Here is a 21577-nt window from a genome sequence, read left to right on the forward strand (position 1 = left end):
GCGGCCGGGTCATAACCCGGTTCACGGCGAGCCTCCGTGTATCCCGTGTGTATCGTGGATCCGGCTTTCCGGGTCTCCCTCGCTGGTCACACGGCATACACGGAGGCGCTGCATGAACCGTTTTATCCACTTTGCAGTTCAGCTCCCCTAAGGCGTTGTCACGTCGTTGACAGGGCTGTAACCCGCGTGTACGTTCCCTGCAAGTCGCGACGCCTATCCCACCCTCCCCGGGGCGCGCCACTACGCCGTGCAATGTCAATGTGGACACCGAAAGGTGGGACGCGCATATGAGAAAGTACGGAGTCGCCGGTGCCGCCCTCGCGCTCGTGCTGGCCGTGGTGACGGGGTGCGGCGGAGGCGACGACGAGGGCGGCAGCGACGGCGCCGTCACCGGCGAGATCACGGTGCTGACCCAGCGCATCGACATCGTCGACACCGTCTTCCAGGACTACAAGAAGAAGTTCGAGGCGAAGTACCCCGGCACCACGGTCAAGTTCGAGGCGATCACGGACTACGAGGGCGAGGTCCGGATCCGGATGAACACCAAGGAGTACGGCGACGTGCTCCTCATCCCCAACTCGGTCACCGCCGACCTGCTGCCGACCTTCTTCGAGCCGCTCGGCACGGTGGCCGAGCTGGAGAAGAAATACCGCTTCGTCCGCACCGAGCAGCGCTTCGAGGACAGGGTCTACGGCCTCGCCATCACTGGCAACGCGCAGGGCTTCGTCTACAACAAGAAGGTGTGGCAGCAGGCGGGCGTCACCGCGCCGCCGAAGACCCCGGAGGAGTTCCTCGGCGCGCTGGCCGCGATCAAGGAGAAGACCGACGCGATCCCGCTCTACACCAACTACAAGGACAAGTGGCCGCTGGGCCAGTGGGAGGGCAACCGCGGCGGGATCAGCGGCGACCCGGACGCGGCGATCAAGCTGGCCAAGGACGACGCCCCGTGGGCGCCCGGCAAGGAACACCACATCATGGACTCGCTGCTCTTCGACGCCGTACAGCGCGGGCTGACCGAGCCGGACCCGACGACCACCAACTGGGAGCAGTCCAAGGGCATGCTCGGCACCGGCAAGGTCGGCACGATGATGCTGGGCTCCTGGTCCATCGTGCAGATGCAGGGCGTCGCCACCGACAAGGCGGACATCGGCTACCTGCCGTTCCCGACCCAGGTCGACGGCAAGTTCCACAGTGTCATCGGCGGCGACTACAAGAACGCCATCAACGTCAACTCGAAGAACAAGGCGACCGCCCGCGCCTGGGTCGACTGGTTCGCCGACGAGTCGAACTACGCCGTCGACCAGGGCGGGGTCTCACCGGTGATCGACCAGGCGATGCCGGGCACCCTGGCCGACCTGACCGCCGCCGGCACGGAGTTCATCGAGTTCAACCCGGCGCCGAAGGGCGAGGAGGGGCTGGCCGAGAAGATCGGCAACGCCGCCGAGGTCGCGCTCTTCGACGGCACGTACCGGCAGCGGATCGTGGACGCGGCGCGCGGCGCGAAGAACGAGACCAAGGATCAGATCTTCGCCGACCTGAACGGGAAGTGGGCGGAGACGAGGTCGAAGGTCGGGTAGCGGCCGGCACGACGACGAACGGCCCGGTCCGACCCGGAAGGTTTGTGTCCCTGGATGGCAACTCCGCCGAACACCGCGAGTCGGTTCTCCGGGTCGACCGGCGCACTGCTGCGGCAGCGGCTCGGACCCACCGGCCCGCGCCGTCCGGTGCCGCGCCGGCGGAAGACCCTCACCCCGTACCTCTTCCTGCTCGTGCCGGTGGCGCTGCTCGCGGTCTTCACCTACGTCCCGGTGCTCAACATGTTCGGCTACAGCGTCACCTCGTGGAACGGCCTGAGCCCGAGCAAGGAGTTCGTGGGCGTCGACAACTACGTCGAGATCGCGACCCGCCCCGAACTCTTCGAGGTGCTCCGGGTCAGCCTCTACTACGTCGGCGCGTCGGTGCTGCAGATCGCGCTGGCGCTCTACTTCGCCACCGTGCTCAGCTTCAACGTCAGGTTCCGCAACCTCTTCAAGGGCATCATCTTCTTCCCGTACCTGATCAACGGCGTCGCCATCGCGATGGTCTTCCTCTACTTCTTCCAGCCCGGCGGCACCCTCGACTCGGCCCTGCGGGTCTTCGGGCTCGGCGACCTGTCGGAGCAGTGGCTCGGCGACCCAGACGTGATCAACTACTCGCTCGCCGGTACGTCGATCTGGCGCTACCTGGGGCTGAACTTCGTACTCTTCCTCGGCGCCATCGGGTCGATCCCGGCCCAGCTCTACGAGGCGGCCGAGATGGACGGGGCGAACCGCTGGCACCAGTTCCGCTACCTGATCCTGCCCGGCATCCGGCCGATCGTCGGACTGTCGTTCATCCTGGCGGTCTCGGGATCGCTGTCGGTCTTCGAGATCCCGTACATCATGACCGGCGGAGCGAACGGCAGCGAGACGTTCGTGATCCAGACCGTCGACATGGCGTTCAAGTACTACAAGGTCGGGCTGGCCTCGGCGATGGCCGTCGTACTCCTCCTGATCATCCTGCTGCTCACCTGGATCCAGCGCCGGGTGGTGCCCGAGGAGAAGGTGGACCTGTCGTGAGCCTGCCCGCCCTCCGCTCCCCCGACACACCACCGCGGCGACGGGCCCGGGCCGCCACCGGCCCGGGTACGCTCGGCGCCCGGATCGCGCTGACCCTCAAGTACGCCTCCCTCGTCGTCGCCTCCCTCGTCGTGCTGGCGCCGCTGCTGGTGCTGCTGATGGCCTCGTTGAAGACCAACGAGGAGTTCATCAACGGCGCGCCGTTCGACCCGCCGGGGAACTGGTTCAACCTCGACAACTACGTCACGGCGTTCACCCAGGGCGGCATGCTGCGGGCCTTCGTCAACACGTCGATCATCCTGGCCGTGTCGCTGGCCGGTACCGTGCTGATCGGCTCGATGGCGGCGTACGCCCTGGACCGGTTCGAGTTCCGGTTCCGCCGGACCATCATCCTGCTGTTCCTGCTGGCCACCCTGGTGCCCGGGGTGACCACCCAGGTGGCGACCTTCCAGGTGGTGGAGAATCTCGGCCTGTTCAACACCAGGTGGTCGGCGATCGTGCTCTTCCTCGGCACCGACATCATCTCGATCTACATCTTCCAGCAGTTCCTCCGGGGCATTCCCCGGGACCTGGACGAGTCCGCCGCGATCGAGGGCGCCAGCCACCTCACGATCTATTTCCGGATCATCCTTCCCCTGTTGAAGCCGGCGATCGCAACCGTCGTGATCATCAAGGGGATCACCATGTACAACGAGTTCTACATCCCGTTCCTCTACATGCCGGACCGGGACCTCGGGGTCATCTCCACCTCGCTGTTCCGGTTCAAGGGACCGTTCGGGGCGCAGTGGGAGGTCATCTCGGCCGGGGTCATCCTGGTCATCGTCCCGACGCTGATCGTCTTCCTGCTGCTCCAGCGCTTCATCTACAACGGGTTCACCAGCGGCGCGACCAAGTGACCGAGCCACGGCCCACCGGACACGACACGCTGGTCGCGGTACTGCCGTCGTAGGCCCGCGACCGGCCGGCGGTATCGTCGTCCGGTGCGTGCAGACGGCGTCGGCCGGAGCCCGGCCGGCCGGCCCGGGACCTCCGCGCGGACCAACTCCCCCGACCAAACCAACTTCTCCGGCCGGACCGGCCCGACCGAGCCGGCGCGGGCGGCGAGGACGCTGCGGGTCACCACCCGCAACGCCAGCTTCCAGCAGTGGTCGGCTCTGTTGACCAACCGGACGAAGCGGCAGCGGGCCGGCGAGTTCCTGGTGCAGGGTGTCCGGCCGATCAGCCTGGCGGTACGGCAGGGCTGGCCGGTGCACGCCCTGCTGCACCCGGACGGGGTGCCGCTGTCCCGGTGGGCCCGGGACCTGCTCGACCAGACCACCGGCAGCCGGGTCGCGGTCGCCCCCGACCTGCTGCGGGAACTCGGCGGCAAGGACGAGGACCAGCCCGAACTGGTTGCCGTGGTGGGTCTGCCGGCGGACCGGCTGGACCGGATCCCGACCGGGCCGGACGCGCTGGTGGTGGTCTTCGACCGGCCCACCGCACCGGGCAACATCGGCACGCTGGTCCGCTCCGCCGACGCGTTCGGCGCCGCCGGGCTGGTGGTGGTCGGGCACGCCGCCGACCCGTACGACCCGAGGGCGGTCCGGGCCAGCACCGGCTCGCTCTTCGCGATCCCGGTGGTCCGTACCGGGTCGCACCGCGACGTGCTCGACTGGGTGACGTCGCTGCGCGGGCGCGGGCTGCCGGTGCAGGTCCTCGGCACCGACGAGGCCGGCGAGGTGGAGATCGCCGAGCACGACCTCACCGGCCCCACCGTGCTGCTGGTCGGCAACGAGACCTCCGGGCTCAGTGCCGCCTGGCGGCAGTCCTGCGACCGGATGCTCCGGATCCCGATCGCCGGTTCGGCGAGTTCGCTGAACGCCGCGACCGCCGGCACCGTCGCGCTCTACGAAGCGGCCCGGCAGCGCCGTGCCCGACCGGCGCCGCCCGGTTGACCTCCCTCCCCCCCGTGCCGGAGGGGGTCGGCCGGGCGACGCCGGCAGTCGGCGGCAGCACCGGTCAGCGCGACACCACGGCCGCCGGGACCGGATCGACCGGTGTCGGCGCGGCCGGCGGCGCCGCGCGCCGGGACAGCCGGCCCGGCCACCAGGTGGCGGGTCCGACCGAGAGCGCCAGCGCCGGAATCAGCAGGCTGCGCACCAGGAACGTGTCGATGAGTACGCCGACCGCGACGATCACCCCGGTCTGCACCGACGGCACCAGCGGCATCACACTCAACGCGGCGAAGGTGGTCGCCAGCACCACCCCGGCGCTGGTGATCACACCCCCGGTGACCGTCAGCGCGTGCAGTACGCCCCGCCGGTGCCCCAGCACGGCGACCTCCTCCCGGGCCCGGGTCATCAGGAAGATGGTGTAGTCCACGCCCAGCGCGACCAGGAACAGGAACGTCTGCAACGGCAGCGCCACCCAGAGCCTCGGGTGGCCCAGCGCGTCGAGGATCAGCCCGGCCGCACCCAGCGCGGCGACGTACGACAGCACCACGCTGGCCATCAGCAGCAGGGGCGCGACCAGAGCCCGGAGCAGCACCACCAGCACGAGGAAGACGACGAGCAGGATCAGTGGCATCACCACCCGGTCGTCCCGGGCGGTGACCCGGTCGGTGTCCAACTGGTACGCGGTCTCGCCGCCGACCAGCGCGTCGGCGCCGGGCACCGCCCGCAGCGCGGTACGCAGCCGGTCGACGCTCTCCTTCGCCCCCTCGGTGCCCGGGTCGTCGACCAGTACCGCCGGAATCCGTACCCACCGGCCGTCGGCGGAGCGCTCCGCCGGGCCGACCTCGGCGATTCCGTCGACGCCCCGGGCCACCTGGGCCACCTGGCCGGCGCTGCCCGCACCGGCCACGATCTCCGCCGGCGCGAGCTGGCCGGCCGGCCAGTGCGCCTCGACCATCCGTTGACCGGTGACCGAACCGACCTCCCGGGTGAAGAACTCGTCACCGGGCAGGCCGATGCTGAGGTTGCCGATCCCGAGCACGAGTACCCCGAGCGCGAGCGTGCTGCCGATCCAGGTGGTCCTGGGCCGGCGGCCGACGAACCGGGCCACCCGGGCCCAGCCACGGTGGTCCTCGGCGACGTCGTGCCCGGCCAGCCCGGCGGTGTAGCGCGGCACGAACGGCCAGAACACCCAGCGGCCGAAGAGCACCAGCACCGCCGGCAGCAGGGTGGACATCGCGACCAGGGTGGCGGCGATGCCGACCGCGCCGACCGGGCCGAGACCCCGGGTCGACGGCAACTCGGCGGCGAGCAGGCAGAGCAGCCCGGCGCCGACGGTGGCGGCCGAGGCGCACATCGCCGGGAAGGAGCGGCGCAGCGCCAGCGCCATCGCCTCGTGCCGGTCCTCGTGCCGGCGCAACTCCTCGCGGTAGCGGGCCACGATCAGCAGCGCGTAGTCCACCCCGACGCCGAGGACCAGCACGGTCAGGATGTTCTGGCTCTGGAAGTCGACGGTGAGCCCGCCGTACTCGGCGAGCAGGTAGACCACCGCGCTGGCCACCTGACTGGCCAGCCCGGCGGTGAGCAGCGGGATCAACCAGAGCACCGGACTCCGGTAGGTGACCAGCAGCAGCAGCGCCACCGCGCCGATCGTGGCGAACAGCAGCGTGCTGTCCATCCCGCCGAACGCGTCGAAGAGGTCGTCCTCGGCCCCGGCCGACCCGGTCAGCGCGGTACGCAGGCCGTCCGGCCCGCCGTCGCCCAGCCGCTGCCGGATCTCACCGACCGCCGTCGACTGCGCCTCGTCGGTGCCGGCGAGCGGAAAGGAGAGCAGCAGCGCCCGGCCGTCGTCGCTGGGCAGTTCGGGCGGGACGATCCCGTCGACCGCGTACCGGGCGAAGGTCGCCCGGTCGGCCGCGACCCTGGCCCGGTCGGCCTCGGTGAGGCCGGTGTCCCGGGCGTACACGGCGACCGCGACCAGGGCGTCCGGTCCGGGGAACGCGGCCTCGGCCCGCGCGGCCGCCCGGCTCGCCTCGGCGCCGCCGGGCAGCGCGCCGAGATTGTCGTTTTGCTGTACCTCGGTGAGCTTCAGCGCGAGCGGGCCGACGACCGCGGCGACGACCACCCAGAGGGCCAGCATCGCGAACTTGGCGCGCCGACCGGCGACGACGCCGGCCAACGAACCCTTGCCAACCGCCCCTTGCGGTCCGGTGGACCGCGAGGTCGTACCCGGGGCGCGAGCGCCGCGCGGTTCAGGTTGGAAAAGGTTCAATCGGTGCCTGGCCATGGCATGTTCCTCCCGGAACCTGGTAGGGCTGCTGGTTCGACCGGCTTGCCGTGGCGGGCATCCGGCCCGGACCGGTCATGCCATCGATCCAACGGGCTGGCGGGGCGGGCGGCAGGGGTGACACGTCCCGAACGACGGTGGTCGTAGCACCACAGATCGGAGTCGGACGGGTCGACCAGAATGGGCCCATGGACCCCGCGACCACCACCCGGCTACCACCGGGGCTCCGGCGCCGGCTCATCCAGGCCGGCCAGGCGCTGCTGCTGGCCGTGCTCTCGGTGGGCGCCAACATCGCCCTGCTGGTGCTCTCGGTGCTCTCCCTCGCCTTCACCGTGCTCGGTGCGGGCTTCCTCGCCTTTCCGGCGGTGACCGCCGCGGTACGCGATCTCGCCGACCTCAACCGCCGGATCGCGGGGCGGTGGACCGGCCGGGAGGTGCCGAGCCCGTACCGGCCGCCGCCGGAGCGGATGACCGTCTGGGCCCGGTACCGGTGGGTGGTGACCGATCCGGCCACCTGGCGGGACCTGCTCTGGCTGCTGGCGTCGATACCCGTCGGGCTGGTACTCGGGCTGCTGCCGGTCTGCCTGGTGGTCTACGGCCTGGAGGGGCTGCTCGGGGTGCCGGTGCTGCTCTGGGCCCTCGACGTCTGGTACGGCTACGGCGCGGTCTGGCCGGCCGACACCCTCGGCAAGGCGCTGCTGGGGGCACCGCAGGGTGCCCTGATCCTGCTCTTCGGCGTCTACGTCGGCGACCTGATCCACCGGATGCATGCCGGCTTCACCCGGGCGCTGCTGGCACCGACCCCGACGGCAGCGCTGCACCGGCGGGTCCGGCAGCTCACCGAGACCCGCTCGCAGGCCGTCGACGCGCAGGCCGCCGAGCTGCGCCGGATCGAGCGGGACCTGCACGACGGGGCCCAGGCCCGGCTGGTGGCGCTGAGCATGAGCATCGGGCTCGCCGAGGAGCTGATGCGCCGGGATCCGGAGGCGGCCCAGCGGCTGATGGCCGAGGCCCGGGAGGCCAGCGGGCAGGCCCTGGGCGAGCTGCGGGACCTGGTCCGGGGCATCCATCCGCCGGTACTCGCCGAACGCGGGCTGGCCGGTGCGCTCCGGGCGCTCGCGCTGAAGCTGCCGCTGCCGGTCGAGGTCGACGTCGAACTGCCGGGCCGGCCGCTGGCCCCGGTCGAGTCGGCGGTCTACTTCACCGCGGCCGAACTGCTGGCCAACGTCGCCAAGCACAGCGCCGCGCGCAGCGCCTGGCTCCGGCTGCGGCACGGGGACGGTCGGCTGGTCATGGCGGTCGGCGACGACGGCGTCGGCGGGGCCGACCCGGTCGGGGGCACGGGCCTGCGGGGGATCGAACGACGCCTCGCCGCCTTTGATGGCACGATGTTCGTGGCCAGCCCGCCCGGCGGGCCCACGACCGTGACCATGGAGCTGCCGTGCGAGTTGTCATCGCCGAAGACCTCGCCCTGCTCAGAGACGGCTTGACCCGGCTGCTCCAGGCGTTCGACTTCGAGGTCGTCGCCGCGGTCGACAACGGACCGGCGCTGCTGCCGGCGCTGCTCGACCACCGCCCCGACGTGGCGGTGGTCGACGTACGGCTGCCGCCGACCTTCACCGACGAGGGGCTCCAGGCGGCGATCGAGGCGCGTACCCGGATCCCGGGCCTGCCGGTCCTGGTGCTCTCCCAGCACGTCGAGCAGCTCTACGCCCGGGAACTCCTGGCCGACCGGACCGGTGCGATCGGCTACCTGCTCAAGGACCGGGTCTCCAACGTGGGCCAGTTCGTCGACGCGGTGCGGCGGGTGGCCACCGGCGGCACGGTGATGGACCCGGAGGTGATCGCCGAGCTGCTGGCCAACCGCTCCGGCGCCGAGCCGCTGCACGCGCTCACCGCCCGGGAGCGGGAGGTGCTCGGCCTGATGGCGGAGGGGCGCTCCAACGCGGCGATCGCGGGCCGGCTCTTCGTCACCGAGAAGGCGGTCAGCAAGCACATCAACAGCATCTTCAGCAAGCTGGGCATGCCGCCGTCGGAGGACGACAACCGGCGGGTGCTGGCCGTGTTGGCGTACCTGAACGCCTGACGGGTCAGCGGCGGTCCGGCACGGGCCGGCGGACGGAACCGGGTGGACGATCGTCCAATGTGACCAATGGAATTGATCAGTGTAATTCGCTACTATCCGCCATCAGTGCCTTACCCGGCGCCAATGGTCCGATCGTACTGATCACCACGGGTCAAGCCGATCGTCACCAACCGTCGCGCCGACCGCGCCCGCTCGACGGAGGGACCCGAGATGACGGACAGCCGGCGGGCGACCGCCCGCCCGTACCCGTTCGCCGCCCCCGACCGGCTCAACCTCGACCCGCTCTACGCCCGACTGCGCCGCGACGAGCCGCTGATCCGGGTGCGGCTGCCGTTCGGCGAGGAGGCCTGGCTCGCCACCCGCTACTCCGACGTCCGGACCGTGCTCGGCGACGCCCGGTTCAGCCGCGCCGCGGGGGTCGGGCGCGACCAGCCCCGGACCATGCCCCGGCAACCGGAGCTGGGCATGCTCGGGATGGACCCGCCCGACCACACCCGGCTGCGCCGGCTGGTGGCGAAGGCGTTCACCGCGCGCCGGGTGGAACTGCTCCGGACCCGTGCCGAGGAGATCGCCGACGGCCTGGTCGACGAGATGGTCAAGGCCGGTCCCCCGGTCGACCTGGTCGAGCACTTCGCCACCCCGCTGCCGATCCAGGTCATCTGCGAGCTGCTCGGCGTCCCGTTCGCCGACCGGGACAGGTTCCACACCTGGTCGGAGGCGATCGTCTCGACCACCTCGCTGAGCCCGGAGCAGATCCAGGAATACCTGGACAGCCTCTGGGGCTACATCGGGGAGCTGGTCGCGGTCCGCCGCCGGGAGCCGATCGACGACCTGCTCGGCGCGATGGTCCGGGCCCGGGACGAGAACGAGGACCGGCTCACCGAACAGGAGCTGGTGCAGCTCGCCGCCGGCCTGCTCGCGGCCGGGCACGAGACGACCGTGACCCAGATCCCGAACTTCGTCTACGTACTGTTGGAGAACCCGTCGGAGCTGGCCCGGCTGCGCTCGGATCCCGCGCTGATCCCGAGCGCCGTCGAGGAGCTGATGCGCTACGTGCCCCTCGGCGCGGCGGCCGCCTTCCCCCGGTACGCGACCGAGGACATCGAACTCGGCGGCGTACTCGTCCGGGCCGGTGAGCCGGTACTCCCGGCGGTCGGCTCGGCCAACCGGGACGCCACCGTCTTCGCCGACCCGGACCGGCTCGACCTGGGCCGGGAGGTGAATCCGCACGTCGGCTTCGGCCACGGCGTGCACCACTGCGTCGGCGCGCAGCTCGCCCGGATGGAGTTGCAGGTGGCGATCGGCACCCTGATCGGCCGCCTGCCCGGCCTGCGGCTGGCGGTGCCGGAGTCGGAGGTGCCGTGGAAGAGCGGCCTGCTGGTACGCGGACCGCTCGCGCTGCCGGTGACCTGGTGAGCACCGCCTGGCGGGTCAGCGTCGACCCGCACCGCTGCATCGGCTCGGGGATCTGTGCCGGCATGGCGCCCGGGCACTTCCGGCTCGTCGACGGGTTCTCGACCCCGCTGGCCGAGACCGTCGACCCGGCCGACCCGGTGGTCGACGCGGCCGAGTCCTGCCCGGTCGAGGCGATCCTGGTACGGGACGCGAGCGACCAACGGCTCATCGCCCCCGAGCCGTGACGGCCGGCCGCGGCGAGTCCTGACGCCCGACGGCCCTCGACCCTCGACGCTCGTCGCGGCCTGCCTCGACCGGGCCGCCGAGCTGGTCGGGAAGGTCGCGGAGACGCCCAGGTCGTGGCACGCACCGTCCGGCGCCGCGCGGCGCCGGACGGTGGGGTCGGCCCGGACGACAGCCCGCCCCGGGACGGACCTGCTCAGAGGAGCGCGTCGACGGGGGTCCTGATGAAGTCGAGCAACGCCTGGTTGATCTCGTCGGCATGGGTCCACGGAATGCCGTGCGGTGCACCCTTCAGGGTGACAAGCTGGCTGTTCGGCATCGCCGCGTGCATCCGCTGCCCGGTCACCGGATAGGGCAGTACCCGGTCCGCGTCGCCCTGGATGATCAACGCCGGTACGTCGATCCGGGGCAGGTCCTGGCGGAAGTCGGTGAGCCAGGCGGGAATGGAGGCCAGCGTGCCGATCGGCGAGGCGCTCACCGCCACGTTCCAGTTCATCCGGACCACCTCCTCGCTGACCCGCTTACCGAGGTTCTCGTCGAGGTTGTAGAAGTCGTTCAGGAACGAGCTCTGGTACTTGGCCCGGTCGGTGATCACACTCTGCATGAAGCCGTCGAAGAGGCTCTGGTCGATACCTTCCGGGTTGTCCTCCGTCTTGAGCAGGAACGGCGGGATCGGCGAGACGAAGACGGCCCGGTTCACCCGGGCGGAGCCGTAGTTCGAGATGTAGCGCGCCACCTCGCCGGTGCCCATCGAGTGGCCGACCAGTATCGCGTCGGTGAGGTCCAGCTCGTTCATCAGGATGCTGAGGTCGGCGGCGAAGGTGTCGTAGTCGTATCCCACCGCCGGCTGGCTCGACGTGCCGAACCCCCGACGGTCGTAGGTGATCGTCCGATAGCCGGCGTTGAGCAGCGGGTTGATCTGTTTCTCCCAGGCCGCCCCGCTGAGCGGAAAGCCGTGGATGAGCACCACCGGCTGCCCGGCGCCATGATCCTCGTAATGCAGATCGATGGGCGCGGAGTTCTCCACGCCGACAGTCAGATAGGGCACCCGACTCTTCCCTTCCCCCGTGTTCGCCCGCCGGGCGCGGCGGTCGCGTCGGCCGGCAGCACGACCGCGGCGAGCCGGCGCCGCGATGCGGCGAGCCGCCATGTCTCGGTGAAACGCCGCGCCCTGGCAACAATTGCGCTAATTGTCGAATTTGCCGGCCTCGGCCAGCCTATCGAGTCCACCCTCGCCACACCGGTGGGATGGCGATATTCGCCCACTGCGCCGTCAGCCGCCGGGCGGCGATATTCGATGGTGGGCCCGGCGGGCCCGGCCTAGGGTGGCCGCGATGACGCTTGCACACGATGTCGCCGGAGACGGCCCCGCCGTCCTGCTGCTGCACTCCTCCGTCTGCGACCGCCGGATGTGGGACCCCCAGTGGCCCGCCCTGCGCGACGCCGGCTACCAGGTGATCCGCTGTGACTTCCGGGGCTTCGGCGAGACCCCCGTGCCGGACCGCCCCTACGCCGAGCCGCAGGACGTGCGCGACCTGCTGGATGCGCTCCGGATCGACCGGGTGGCACTGGTCGCCGCCTCGTTCGGCGGTCGGGTGGGGCTGGAGGTGGCCGCCCGGTGGCCGGACCGGGTGGAGACGCTGGCGCTGCTCTGCGCCGGCATGCCGGGCCACGTTCCCGGCCCGGAGCTGCGGGCCTTCGGCCGACGCGAGGACGAGTTGCTCGAGGCCGGCGACGTCGCGGGCGCCGTCGAACTCAACGTACGGACCTGGCTCGGGCCCGAGGCCGACGACGTGACCCGGGATCGGGTACGCGAGATGCAGCGGCACGCCTTCGAGGTGCAACTCGCCGCCACCGAGGAGGTCCCGCGCCTCGACCTCGGCGAGCCCGACCTCGGGAAGATCACCGCACCCTGCCTCGCCGTCTCCGGCCGGTACGACCTGCCGGACTTCCGGCAGATCGCCGCCCGGCTGCCCGGACTGCTGCCGGAGGCCCGGCACCTCGAACTCCCCTGGGCCGGCCACCTGCCCAGCCTGGAACGACCCGCCGAGGTCACCGCCCTGCTCGTCGACTTCCTCGGCGAGACCCGGCCGCGCTCCGCCGCGCGCTGACCCGCCCCGGCCGCTGACCCGCCCGGCGGCAACTGCGCGGAGGTCGCCGACAACCTGCCGGGCCGGATGCTGGTCCGGGACGGCGAGGACCGCCCGGGACCGGTGCCGGCGTTCCCGCCGGGCGTCTGGCCCCGCCTCGTCCGCGACATCGCCGTACCCTGTCCGGCCACCCGGCCATCGTCCAAAAGCTACTGGTGCCTCACCGCGACGGCCGCCCGCCGAGCCATGCCGCGGGCCAGGCCAGCAGCAGGAGAAAGGGGTACGTGAACAGCGTGTCGACCATCACCCGGCTGAGCGGTGGATGGGCGTACCAGTCGAAGATCCAGAGCAGCAGCGGGCTCGAAAGCATGCCGGTGGCGACGACAACGGCGACGGCCGTGCCGCGGCCGCCCAGCCGGGTGGTCGCGGCCAGCGCCGCCTCGATGGCGAGACCGGCGGCGAGGCAGCCGCCGACCAGCGTCACGAACCAGATCTCGGGGTTCTGCTCCCAGTAGGCGAAATGGCCCGGAGTCCCCCACGGCAGTTCGAGGCCGTTGTCGTCGGTCTGGTCGAACCCGGCGACGGCGAGGCCGACGAAGCCGGCGACGACACCGGAGACCGCCTGCGCGGCAAACGCGGCACCACGCCGACGGGTCCACAACCCGGCCAGCAGGCCCGCCACGGGCAGGAGCTGCCAGGCGTACCGGCCCGTCCAGTAGGGAATCGGACGGTCGAACCCGGCAACGAGCGGGTAAGCCGTCATCGCCGCACCCAGCAGGGCGCCGAGCAGCAGTACGGCGGCGAGAGCGACCGCTGACCGGCGTGCCGGCGTGGCCGGCCGCCCTGCGGTCGGTGTGGCGACTGCCCCAGCCGGCGGGGCGGCCTCGGCAGCCGGCGGGGCCGCTGCCACCGGAGAGGCGGCCCCCACGGCGGGCGGCACCGTCGCTGCGGTCGGCGGCACGACCGCCGCCGCGCCGGCCTGGACCGGGTGGGTCTCGACCGGCAGTGCCGGACGAGGCTCGGCCCCGTCCTCTTCGGACAGGGCTCGGAGGCTGCCGTGGGCGACGACCAGCTCCGGCTGGTCGATGACCGTCGGTGCCACCCCGAGTGCCCGGTGCAGCATGGTGGCGACCAGTGGGATCCGGCTGGCCCCGCCGACCAGGAAGACCCCGGCCAGTCGGTCGGCGGTGACGCCGCTGGCGACGAGCGTCGACGTGGTCAGGGCCACTGTCCGGTCCAGCAAGGGCCGGGCCAACTGCTCGAACTCCTCGCGGGTGAGGTGGATGTCGCGGTCCAGTCCAGGCAGGACGATCGGCGCCGCGGCGACCCGGCTGAGTTGTTCCTTGGCCGCCCGCGCCTCCTGCTGCACGAGCTGCCGCCAGCGAAGCGCGCCGAGCGCGGTGCCGTGCGCCGGGGCCTCGATGCCGGCGTGGGCGACCATCCAGTCGACGATCGCGGCGTCGACGTCCACCCCGCCGACGTCGTCCAGCCCGGCTGTGGCCAGCACCGCCCAGCCGCCGTCGGCCGTCCGCCGCACCGCGCTGACGTCGAACGTCCCGCCCCCGAGGTCGTACACCATGAGGGTGTCGCCGGGCTTCACCCGGTGGCCGAGTACCTCGGTGAAGTACAGCGCCGCGGCGACCGGCTCGGCCACCAGCCGGACCCCGCCCAGCCCGGCCCCGGTCGCGGCCTCCGCGAGTACCGCGCGACGCCGGACACCCCAACTCGCCGGGTGGGTCAGCACCACCGGCCGGGGTACGGTGCCGAGCGCGCGCTGCGCGGTCTGGGCCACCCGGGCGAGCACCGCGCTGACTGCCGCTGCGACCGGTGTCTCGACATCGCCCAACAGCAGTGTCCCGTCGTCGACCCGGCGCTTGGGATTGGGTTCCAGGCGGCCGGGGTCGAGCCGCGCGCCACGCAGCGCGTCGTGACCGACCAGCAGGTGACCGTCCGGCTGCGCCAACACCGCCGAGGGCAGCAGCGGCGACGCGTCGAAGAGCAGCGACTCGATCCGGTCGCCCGGCATCCGTAGCGCGGCCACGGTGTGCGAGGTGCCGAAGTCGATGCCGAGTGCGGCTGGCGTGGCGAACACGCAACGGACGGTATCAATGAAACTTCCGCAACCTCCCCTTACGGCGCCTCGGACCCGAAGGCGTTCGTCCGGCGTCGTCAACTGGCCGGAGCCGCGCCGCTCGGGTGACCGCGGACCGCCGTCGCTCGGTGTGCGCGGTCCCCGGCTCAGCGGGTACGGAGGGCGCGGGCCAGCCGGCGGACGGCCTCGTCCATCAGTTCGGGCGGGGCGGCGGCGTAGCTGAGGCGCAGGTGTGGGGCCGGAGGCTCGGCGGCGTACCAGGGGCGGCCGGGAAAGACGACCACCCCCTGGGCGGCCGCGGCGGTGGCCAGCGCGACGTCGTCGGTGCCCTCGGGCAGCCGGGTCCACAGGTGCATGCCACCACGCGGGACCGGCTGCCCGGCGAGTTCCGGGAGGTGCCGACGGAGCGCGGTCAGCAGCGCCTCCCGGCGATTCCGCAGCGCGGTGCGCAGGGCCCGGCGGTGCCGTGCCCAGGCGGGTGCGCTGACGAACTCCAGGGTGGCCTGTTGCAGCGGACCGGCCACGAAGAGGTCGTCGCGCAGCCGGGCGGTACGCAGCCGGGCACCGGCCGGGCCACGGGCGCCGATGGCGGCGACCCGCAGTCCGGGAGCCGTCGACTTGGTCAGTGAGCGCAGGTAGACGACGTGCCCGTCGGGGTCGTCGGCGGCCAGCGGCGGTGGGGGTTCCCCGTCGATGGTGAGGTCGCGGGCGTAGTCGTCCTCGATCAGGAACGCCCCGGCGTCGCGTACCGCCTCGGCGACCTGAGCCCGGCGGTGGGCTGCCAGTGTCGCGCCGTGCGGGTTGGCGTACAGCGGCTGGCAGTAGCACAGCCGGGCGCCGGTACGGGCGAACGCGGCGGCGAGCTGGTCGGGCCGTACGCCGTCGGCGTCGGCGGGTACCGGCACCACCCGCAGGCCGGCCGCCTGTGCGGTGGCCAGTGCGCCGAGGTAGGTCGGCGACTCGACGAGCAGGGTGTCGCCGGGAGTGCTGAGCGCGCGCAGCGCCGTCGACAGCCCGGCCTGTCCGCCGGGACAGACGACCATGTCGTCGGCGCGCAGTCCGGCCCCGGCCTCCCGGGCGAACCAGGCGCGCAGGTCCTCGCGCCCCTCGGCCGGTCCACGCTGCCAGGACGCGGGTTGCCGGGCGGCACGGGTGAGCGCGGCACCGAGCGCGGCGGTCGGCTGGAGATCGGCGTCGAGGTACCCACCGGAGAGCGGGATCGCGCCGGTTGGCGGTAACGCGAGTAACGCCTGCATCTCCTCCTCGCCGGGCCGGCGGGGCCCGAGCGCGACGGTCTGCCAGGACAGGTCGGGTGCGGGTGGACGTTGCGGCGGGGCGGCCACGAAGGTGCCCTTCCCGGATCGCGCCTCGACCAGCCCATCCGCCACCAGTTGCCGGATCGCCCGGGCCACGGTGACCGGCGAGGCACGGTGCCGGGCGGTCAGGTCGCGTACCGAGGGAAGCCGCGTGCCGGGGGCCGCGACAGCCACGAGGTCACGCAGATCTTGGACAACGCGTTCGGCAGCGTTACCGTGGTTCATGAAAGGTCAGAGTAGCGCTACTGCCAAGACCACGGTAACAGCGGATCGGGTGGTCGGCCTCGTCCTCGGCGCCCTGGGCGTGCTCGCCTTCAGCATGTCGCTGCCGGCCACCCGGGTCGCGGTGCGACAGCTCGACCCGTGGTTCGTCGCCTTCGGCCGGGCCGTCGGCGCGGCGCTGCTGGCATGGGCGTACCTGCGGGTCACCGGCGCGCCACGCCCGACCCCCGGCCAGTGGCGGCGGCTGTCGATCGTCGCCCTCGGCGTCGTCGTCGGCTTCCCGATGTTCACCTCGCTCGCGCTCGTCACCCAGACCTCCGCGCACGGCGCGGTCGTCATCACGGTGCTGCCCGCGATGACCGCCGTCTTCGCGGTACTGCGGGCCGGCGAGCGTCCCCCGCCGCTGTTCTGGGTCGCCAGCGCCGCCGGGCTGCTGGCGGTGCTCGGCTTCCTCACCGCCAGTGGTGCGGTGCAGGGTGCCCTGTCCCTGGCCGACCTGTTCCTGCTCGCGGCGGTCGTGCTCTGCGGCCTCGGGTACGCCGAGGGCGGCGCGCTCGCCCGCGAACTGGGCGGCGCCCGGACGATCTGTTGGGCCCTGCTGCTCTCGCTGCCCGTCACCGGGCCCGTCACGGTCGTCGCCGCCCTGGCCGATCCGCCGCACGCCGGCACCGTGGCCTGGTCCGCGTTCGGCTACCTCGCCCTGGTCTCCATGTTCCTGGGTTTCTTCGCCTGGTACGCGGGCCTGGCCCGGGGCGGCATCGCACAGGTGGGCCAGATCCAGCTCGCGCAGCCGGTGCTCACCCTGGTCTGGTCGGCGCTGCTGCTCGGCGAGACCGTCACCCCGGCCTCGATCGGGGCAGCGCTGGTGGTGCTGGGCTGCGTCGTGCTGATCCAACGCACCCGGCCTCGGGTACCGGCCGTGGTCGGCCGATGACAGCGAACTGGGAGGGATGGCGGCGTAGCGCCTCCGGCAGTCCGATGTGGGGCGCCGTGGGAGGCGAGCTGAGTCGACGCTGAGCAGAGCGGTCGCCCGGGCACGGCGGCGCAGCCGAGACCGAGCCCGGGCGGCCGGTCGGCTCCCCGGGCGGAGCCGCCGGACCTGTCCCGTGCACCGTCGTCACGCGTCCCGGCCGGGAGCCGCGAGCAGTTGGGCGAGTTCGTGGCCCGGGGCGCTGAGCCGGGCGGCGATGTCGTGCCCGTGGATGGGTTCGTGGCTCTCGGCCGTCACGTCGACCCCGAGCCGGGACAGCTCCTCGGGCGGCAGCGACCGGACCAGCCCGCTCGCGACGGAGCGCACGAGACCTAGCTGCCACTCGACCGGTGATCGCACGGCGCCTGGTCCGGACGCGAGCGGCCGTATGCTGACCGGATGCGAATCGCCTTCGGCGCCGACGACGAGAACGAGGCGACCAGAGCGGTGCTCGACTACCTGTCCGGGCTCGGCGAGGTGGTCCGGGTGGCCGGGGACGATCCGTGGCCCAGGATCGGCGCGGCGGTGGGCCGGGCGGTGACCGAGGGACGTGCGGACTTCGGCGTCGTGATGTGCTGGACGGGTACCGGCACCGCGATCGCGGCGAACAAGGTCCCGGGGGTGCGCGCGGCACTCGCCTGGGAGCCGTGGATCGCGACCGGCGCGCGGCTCTGGAACGACGCCAACGTGCTCGCGCTGAGCCTCAAGCGACTGGCCCCCGACGTCGCCGTCGAGGTCGCCCGGGCGTTCTTCGAGACGCCCCGGCCCGATCCGGACGAGGCGGAGAACATCGCCCGGATCTCGGAACTGGAGCCGGGGCAGAGCCCTTCGCGGTGACCCGGGCCCGTCGACCGGCGACCCGCACCCCCTCCAGCGCACCGCCCAGCCGGTGTCCCGACCGGCCGCCGTCGAGCAGTTCCTCGGGGTGTAGACGTGGCTGGCCGAGTTCCACCTCCGGGCCCCAGCCGCGCAGGATCTCGATCCCCCGGGCCATCAGGGTGGGGTCCGGGGTGCTGCCCGGCGACACCACCCGGACCCGGTCGCCGGGGACCAGCGCCCGGGCCCGGACCGGCGTCCGGTTTCCGCGCGGTGCCGCCTGGGCCGGCTGGACGGCGGTACCGGCCAGCACCGTGCCACCGGCCGCGACCGCTCCGGCGCGGAGCATGTTCCGGCGGGACAGTGCCGCACCGCCTGGCCTCGGAATTTTCGTGTCGACGAACCCGGGATCTCGCCTCGGCGTCCTCTCCGTCGTGACGGGACCCGGCGTTTCGCCGCCGGTACCCGTCGGACGACACCGATGCTATTGATCGTCCACAAGGGATCCCTCCGGTCCCGGCGGCGGCCGGAGCGGTACGCCGGTCAGCCGTACGCCGTGCCGGTCAACATCGCCACCCCGGTCTCCGGGTCGACCCGCTTGGCCAGCCCCGCCGCGACCTCGGTGACCATCACCTCCAGGGTCGGCCACACCTCGCCGCGCAGCAGGTGGCCGCCGACCGTACCGCCGTCCCGGCGGCCGAGCACGGCGTGCACGTGCAACGCCGGCTCGCCGTGCAGTTCGGCGATGTCGCCGACCAGGGAGAGCACCTCGACCTGCTCCGGTACCGGTATCCGCAGGTAGTCCCGGGCCGACCGGTCGAAGTAGCCGACCTCGGCGCCGGCGAACCCGCCCACCGCGGTCACCTGCGCCGCGCGGATGCCCCGGCGCCGGGCCACCTCGTTGACGCCTGCCACCGCCTCCTCGCCGGCCTCCACCGCGATCACCACCACCCGACGGCCGTCGGTGGCGGCCAGTTCGACGTCACGCATCTCCCACCTCCTTGTCTCCATTCCCCCTTCCTGCCCGCCGGACCGGCAGGCATGCCCGCCGGCGCCGGCCGCCGCGGTGACCGTCTCCGGCCCCCGTGGGTCAGCCGGGATCCGGCCGCACCCGGCCCTGGCCGAGCGTTTCGGGGGTCGGGCTGGACCGGCGCCCGACCAACCCCGTCCGGCGGCGCAACCGCGCCGAATTCTCCCGTCGGGTACGGGACCGGGACAGGCCGAGGGGCTCGTTCCCGCGTTCGGCACCGGGGCCGCCCCGGGGCTGCCTAGGCTGGCATCGACAGGATGGCCACGCTTCTCGTGCGGGCGAAGGGGGCTGCCGTGACGAATGTTGTCCGGCGTCCCACCCCGGCCGACCCGACACCGGGTGTGGTGACGAGCGCCAACGCCCCGAGTTCGGTGGTGCGTACCCAGCCACCGGAGTTGGGCCCGGACGCGGTCGCGGTGGTGGAGGGCCGGTCGTTCATGGTGAGCAACGCCGCCGGGGACGTACCGGTCGGCACCATCGGCGGCCTGGTGCACGACGACACCCGGCTGCTCAGCCAGTGGGAGCTGACCCTGGGTGGAGCGCCACTGCTGATCCTCAGCTCGGGACTGGTCGACGACGACTCGGCGGCCTTCTTCCTGACCAACTCGGACCTGCCGCACGTGCCGACCAACAGTGTCGGGGTGCGCCGCCAACGGTTCATCAGCGACGCGATGCAGGAGCGGATCGAGTTGGAGTGCTTCGCCAACGAGGTGCAGTCGGTACAGCTCCGGTTGCGGGTCGGCACCGACTTCGCCGACCTGTTCGAGATCAAGCAGCGGGTCCGGGACCGCTCCGCCAGCATCACCCGGGACCACTCGACCGACGGCTCCCGGCTCTGCTTCACCTACCGCAACGCGGACTTCACCGCGGTCACCGACATCCAGGTGTCGCCGCCGGCGGACCGGGTGGAGGAGAACGACCTGATCTGGGACCTGCACCTGGAACCGGGACTCAAGTGGGAGGCCGAGGTGACGGTGGCGCTGCCCCGGCGGCCGACCGAGCTGCCCTCGCTGCACCGCCGGTTCGGCCAGGGCTTCGACCTGGTCGGCGAGGACCCCACCCATACCTGGCAGGAGGACTGTCCCGACCAGGATCTGGACTCCGACCTGCTGAACCGGGTACTACACAAGTCCAAGATGGACCTGGTGGCGCTGCGGATCGAGCAGAACATCGGTGACGAGACCATCGTGCTGCCGGCCGCCGGCCTGCCCTGGTTCCTCACCGTCTTCGGCCGCGACTCGCTGGTCACGGCGTACCAGTCGCTGTCGTTCGGGCCGCGACTCGCCCGGGGCGCCATCCGGTCCCTCGCCAACTACCAGGGCACCAAGCTGGACGACTTCCGCGACGAGGAGCCGGGGAAGATCCTGCACGAGGTACGCAGCGGCGAGCTGACCCGGACCGGCGAGAAGCCGCACAATCCCTACTACGGGACCTCCGACGCCACCCAGCTCTGGCTGATCCTGCTCTCCGAGTACTGGCGCTGGACGCTGGACGACAACTTCGTGCGGCGGTTCCGGGACAACGTGCACGCCGCGCTGCACTGGATCGACCACTACGGCGACCTCGACCAGGACGGGTACGTCGAGTACGCCACCCGCTCGCCGCAGGGGCTGGGCAACCACTGCTGGCGGGACTCCGCCGACGGCATCGCCTACGCCGACGGCACCATCCCGGTGCTGCCGATCGCGACGTGTGAGATCCAGGGCTACACCTACGACGCGAAGCTCCGGATCGCCGAACTGGCCGCCGGCCCGCTGGGGGATCCCGAGCTGGCCGAGCGGCTGCGCGCCGACGCGTACCAGCTCCGGGAGCAGTTCAACCGGGACTTCTGGATCGACGAGCGGGGCGGTTACTACGCGATCGGCCTGGACGGGGACAAACGTCCGATCGACTCGATGACCTCCAACATGGGGCAACTGCTCTGGAGCGGTATCGTGCCGCCGGAGCGGGCCAAGGTGGTCGCCGGCCAGCTCCTCTCCGGGCACATGTTCTCCGGCTGGGGCATCCGGACCACCTCCACCCAGAACCGGTGCTACAACCCGATCGGTTACCACAGCGGTACGGTCTGGCCGCACGACAACTCGCTGATCGCGCACGGCCTGGCCCGGTACGGGTTCCGCGAGGAGGCGACCCGGGTCATCGTGGCGATGCTGGAGGCGGCCGACTTCTCCGCGCACCGGCTGCCGGAGGCGTTCGCCGGGTACGACCGCTCGTACGGGCGCAAGCCGGTGCCGTACCCGACCGCCTGCACCCCGCAGGCCTGGGCCAGCGCGGCCCCGCTGCTGTTCGTGCGTACCCTGCTCGGGCTGGACGCCCGGGACGGTCAGTTGCTGGTCGACCCGCACCTGCCGGCGGATTTCGGCCGGATCAGGTTGAGCCGGATGCAGGCCTTCGGCAAGCGCTGGGACCTGGAGGCGACCGGCGACCAGGGTCACGTACGGCTGACCCGGTGAGTGTGGCGCCGCCGGAGAAGGCAGATACCGAGCGTACCTGCGGATCACC

18 protein-coding genes and 1 pseudogene are annotated in these 21577 nt (G+C 72.2%); 13 read left to right on the forward strand and 6 right to left on the reverse strand.

Going from position 1 to position 21577, the window contains the following annotated elements; all coding sequences use genetic code 11:
* Positions 1-287: 287 nt before the first annotated feature.
* From ACQEVC_RS32895 to ACQEVC_RS32910, 4 genes are all read left to right on the forward strand, one after another.
* Positions 288-1577, forward strand: a complete 1290-nt coding sequence (locus tag ACQEVC_RS32895; RefSeq protein ID WP_432885473.1) for an ABC transporter substrate-binding protein — start codon at positions 288-290, stop codon at positions 1575-1577.
* Between the two features lie 54 nt (positions 1578-1631).
* The gene (locus tag ACQEVC_RS32900; RefSeq protein WP_432885476.1) at positions 1632-2597 is read left to right on the forward strand and encodes a carbohydrate ABC transporter permease; all 966 of its coding nucleotides are present in this window, start codon (positions 1632-1634) and stop codon (positions 2595-2597) included.
* Positions 2594-3493, forward strand: coding sequence for a carbohydrate ABC transporter permease (locus ACQEVC_RS32905; protein WP_432885479.1), 900 nt, complete (start codon positions 2594-2596; stop codon positions 3491-3493). The genes ACQEVC_RS32900 and ACQEVC_RS32905 overlap by 4 nt, the downstream gene beginning before the upstream one ends.
* Before the next feature lie 213 nt (positions 3494-3706).
* Positions 3707-4531, forward strand: a complete 825-nt coding sequence (locus tag ACQEVC_RS32910; RefSeq protein WP_432891839.1) for an RNA methyltransferase — start codon at positions 3707-3709, stop codon at positions 4529-4531.
* Between the two features lie 64 nt (positions 4532-4595).
* Here the strand turns inward: ACQEVC_RS32910 and ACQEVC_RS32915 are convergent, their stop codons facing one another.
* Entirely contained in the window at positions 4596-6707 is a 2112-nt protein-coding gene (locus tag ACQEVC_RS32915; RefSeq protein ID WP_432885482.1) for an MMPL family transporter, read from the reverse strand.
* A gap of 296 nt (positions 6708-7003) precedes the next feature.
* On the opposite strand from ACQEVC_RS32915, the gene ACQEVC_RS32920 reads away from it, so the two are divergent.
* From ACQEVC_RS32920 to ACQEVC_RS32935, 4 genes are all read left to right on the forward strand, one after another.
* Positions 7004-8305: a sensor histidine kinase gene (locus tag ACQEVC_RS32920; protein ID WP_432885485.1), complete on the forward strand. Its 1302-nt coding sequence runs from the start codon at positions 7004-7006 to the stop codon at positions 8303-8305.
* Positions 8257-8901 (forward strand): LuxR C-terminal-related transcriptional regulator, encoded by a 645-nt coding sequence (locus ACQEVC_RS32925; protein WP_432885488.1) that lies wholly within the window; start codon positions 8257-8259, stop codon positions 8899-8901. The genes ACQEVC_RS32920 and ACQEVC_RS32925 overlap by 49 nt, the downstream gene beginning before the upstream one ends.
* A 210-nt stretch (positions 8902-9111) precedes the next feature.
* A complete protein-coding gene (locus ACQEVC_RS32930) occupies positions 9112-10317 on the forward strand; it encodes a cytochrome P450 (protein WP_432885491.1) in 1206 nt (401 codons plus the stop codon).
* Positions 10314-10541: a ferredoxin gene (locus ACQEVC_RS32935; protein ID WP_346257448.1), complete on the forward strand. Its 228-nt coding sequence runs from the start codon at positions 10314-10316 to the stop codon at positions 10539-10541. Before ACQEVC_RS32930 ends, ACQEVC_RS32935 begins: the two co-directional genes overlap by 4 nt.
* 194 nt (positions 10542-10735) lie before the next feature.
* Here ACQEVC_RS32935 and ACQEVC_RS32940 read toward each other — a convergent pair whose 3' ends face one another.
* Positions 10736-11587, reverse strand: a complete 852-nt coding sequence (locus ACQEVC_RS32940) for an alpha/beta fold hydrolase (protein WP_432885495.1) — start codon at positions 11585-11587, stop codon at positions 10736-10738.
* Positions 11588-11873: 286 nt separating this feature from the next.
* On the opposite strand from ACQEVC_RS32940, the gene ACQEVC_RS32945 reads away from it, so the two are divergent.
* Positions 11874-12650 carry an alpha/beta fold hydrolase gene (locus ACQEVC_RS32945; protein ID WP_432885498.1) on the forward strand — a complete coding sequence of 259 codons (777 nt, stop codon included), beginning with the start codon at positions 11874-11876 and terminating at the stop codon, positions 12648-12650.
* Between the two features lie 33 nt (positions 12651-12683).
* Positions 12684-12917 (forward strand): annotated as a pseudogene (locus ACQEVC_RS32950) (DUF397 domain-containing protein); the annotation flags it as partial.
* On the opposite strand, the gene ACQEVC_RS32955 reads toward ACQEVC_RS32950, so the two are convergent.
* Positions 12850-14721, reverse strand: a complete 1872-nt coding sequence (locus ACQEVC_RS32955; RefSeq protein ID WP_432885501.1) for an Hsp70 family protein — start codon at positions 14719-14721, stop codon at positions 12850-12852. The pseudogene ACQEVC_RS32950 and the gene ACQEVC_RS32955 sit on opposite strands and share 68 nt — an antisense overlap.
* Before the next feature lie 146 nt (positions 14722-14867).
* On the reverse strand, positions 14868-16262 hold the full coding sequence (locus ACQEVC_RS32960) for a PLP-dependent aminotransferase family protein (RefSeq protein ID WP_432885504.1): 1395 nt from the start codon (positions 16260-16262) through the stop codon (positions 14868-14870).
* A gap of 49 nt (positions 16263-16311) precedes the next feature.
* Here ACQEVC_RS32960 and ACQEVC_RS32965 point away from each other — a divergent pair, with 49 nt between their 5' ends.
* Positions 16312-17193, forward strand: a complete 882-nt coding sequence (locus ACQEVC_RS32965; RefSeq protein WP_432885507.1) for a DMT family transporter — start codon at positions 16312-16314, stop codon at positions 17191-17193.
* Positions 17194-17376: 183 nt separating this feature from the next.
* Here ACQEVC_RS32965 and ACQEVC_RS32970 read toward each other — a convergent pair whose 3' ends face one another.
* Positions 17377-17556 carry a hypothetical protein gene (locus ACQEVC_RS32970; RefSeq protein WP_432885509.1) on the reverse strand — a complete coding sequence of 60 codons (180 nt, stop codon included), beginning with the start codon at positions 17554-17556 and terminating at the stop codon, positions 17377-17379.
* 72 nt (positions 17557-17628) lie between these two features.
* Between ACQEVC_RS32970 and ACQEVC_RS32975 the strand changes: the two genes are divergently transcribed.
* Positions 17629-18066 carry an RpiB/LacA/LacB family sugar-phosphate isomerase gene (locus ACQEVC_RS32975; protein WP_432885512.1) on the forward strand — a complete coding sequence of 146 codons (438 nt, stop codon included), beginning with the start codon at positions 17629-17631 and terminating at the stop codon, positions 18064-18066.
* A gap of 522 nt (positions 18067-18588) precedes the next feature.
* Here the strand turns inward: ACQEVC_RS32975 and ACQEVC_RS32980 are convergent.
* Positions 18589-19035 (reverse strand): PPC domain-containing DNA-binding protein, encoded by a 447-nt coding sequence (locus ACQEVC_RS32980; RefSeq protein ID WP_432885515.1) that lies wholly within the window; start codon positions 19033-19035, stop codon positions 18589-18591.
* A gap of 333 nt (positions 19036-19368) precedes the next feature.
* On the opposite strand from ACQEVC_RS32980, the gene ACQEVC_RS32985 reads away from it, so the two are divergent.
* A complete protein-coding gene (locus tag ACQEVC_RS32985; RefSeq protein WP_432885518.1) occupies positions 19369-21528 on the forward strand; it encodes an amylo-alpha-1,6-glucosidase in 2160 nt (719 codons plus the stop codon).
* Positions 21529-21577 lie beyond the last annotated feature (49 nt).

The organism is Plantactinospora sp. CA-294935 (genome assembly GCF_050936445.1).
Lineage (GTDB): Bacteria > Actinomycetota > Actinomycetes > Mycobacteriales > Micromonosporaceae > Plantactinospora.

What these genes read in the sequence shown, in the direction of transcription:
- ACQEVC_RS32895 (WP_432885473.1), top strand. Translation starts at nt 288, where the DNA reads ATGAGAAAGTACGGAGTCGCCGGTGCCGCCCTCGCGCTCGTGCTGGCC.
- ACQEVC_RS32900 (WP_432885476.1), top strand. Translation starts at nt 1,632, where the DNA reads ATGGCAACTCCGCCGAACACCGCGAGTCGGTTCTCCGGGTCGACCGGC.
- ACQEVC_RS32920 (WP_432885485.1), top strand. Translation starts at nt 7,004, where the DNA reads ATGGACCCCGCGACCACCACCCGGCTACCACCGGGGCTCCGGCGCCGG.
- ACQEVC_RS32930 (WP_432885491.1), top strand. Translation starts at nt 9,112, where the DNA reads ATGACGGACAGCCGGCGGGCGACCGCCCGCCCGTACCCGTTCGCCGCC.
- ACQEVC_RS32945 (WP_432885498.1), top strand. Translation starts at nt 11,874, where the DNA reads ATGACGCTTGCACACGATGTCGCCGGAGACGGCCCCGCCGTCCTGCTG.
- ACQEVC_RS32960 (WP_432885504.1), bottom strand. Translation starts at nt 16,262, where the DNA reads ATGAACCACGGTAACGCTGCCGAACGCGTTGTCCAAGATCTGCGTGAC.
- ACQEVC_RS32975 (WP_432885512.1), top strand. Translation starts at nt 17,629, where the DNA reads ATGCGAATCGCCTTCGGCGCCGACGACGAGAACGAGGCGACCAGAGCG.
- ACQEVC_RS32980 (WP_432885515.1), bottom strand. Translation starts at nt 19,035, where the DNA reads ATGCGTGACGTCGAACTGGCCGCCACCGACGGCCGTCGGGTGGTGGTG.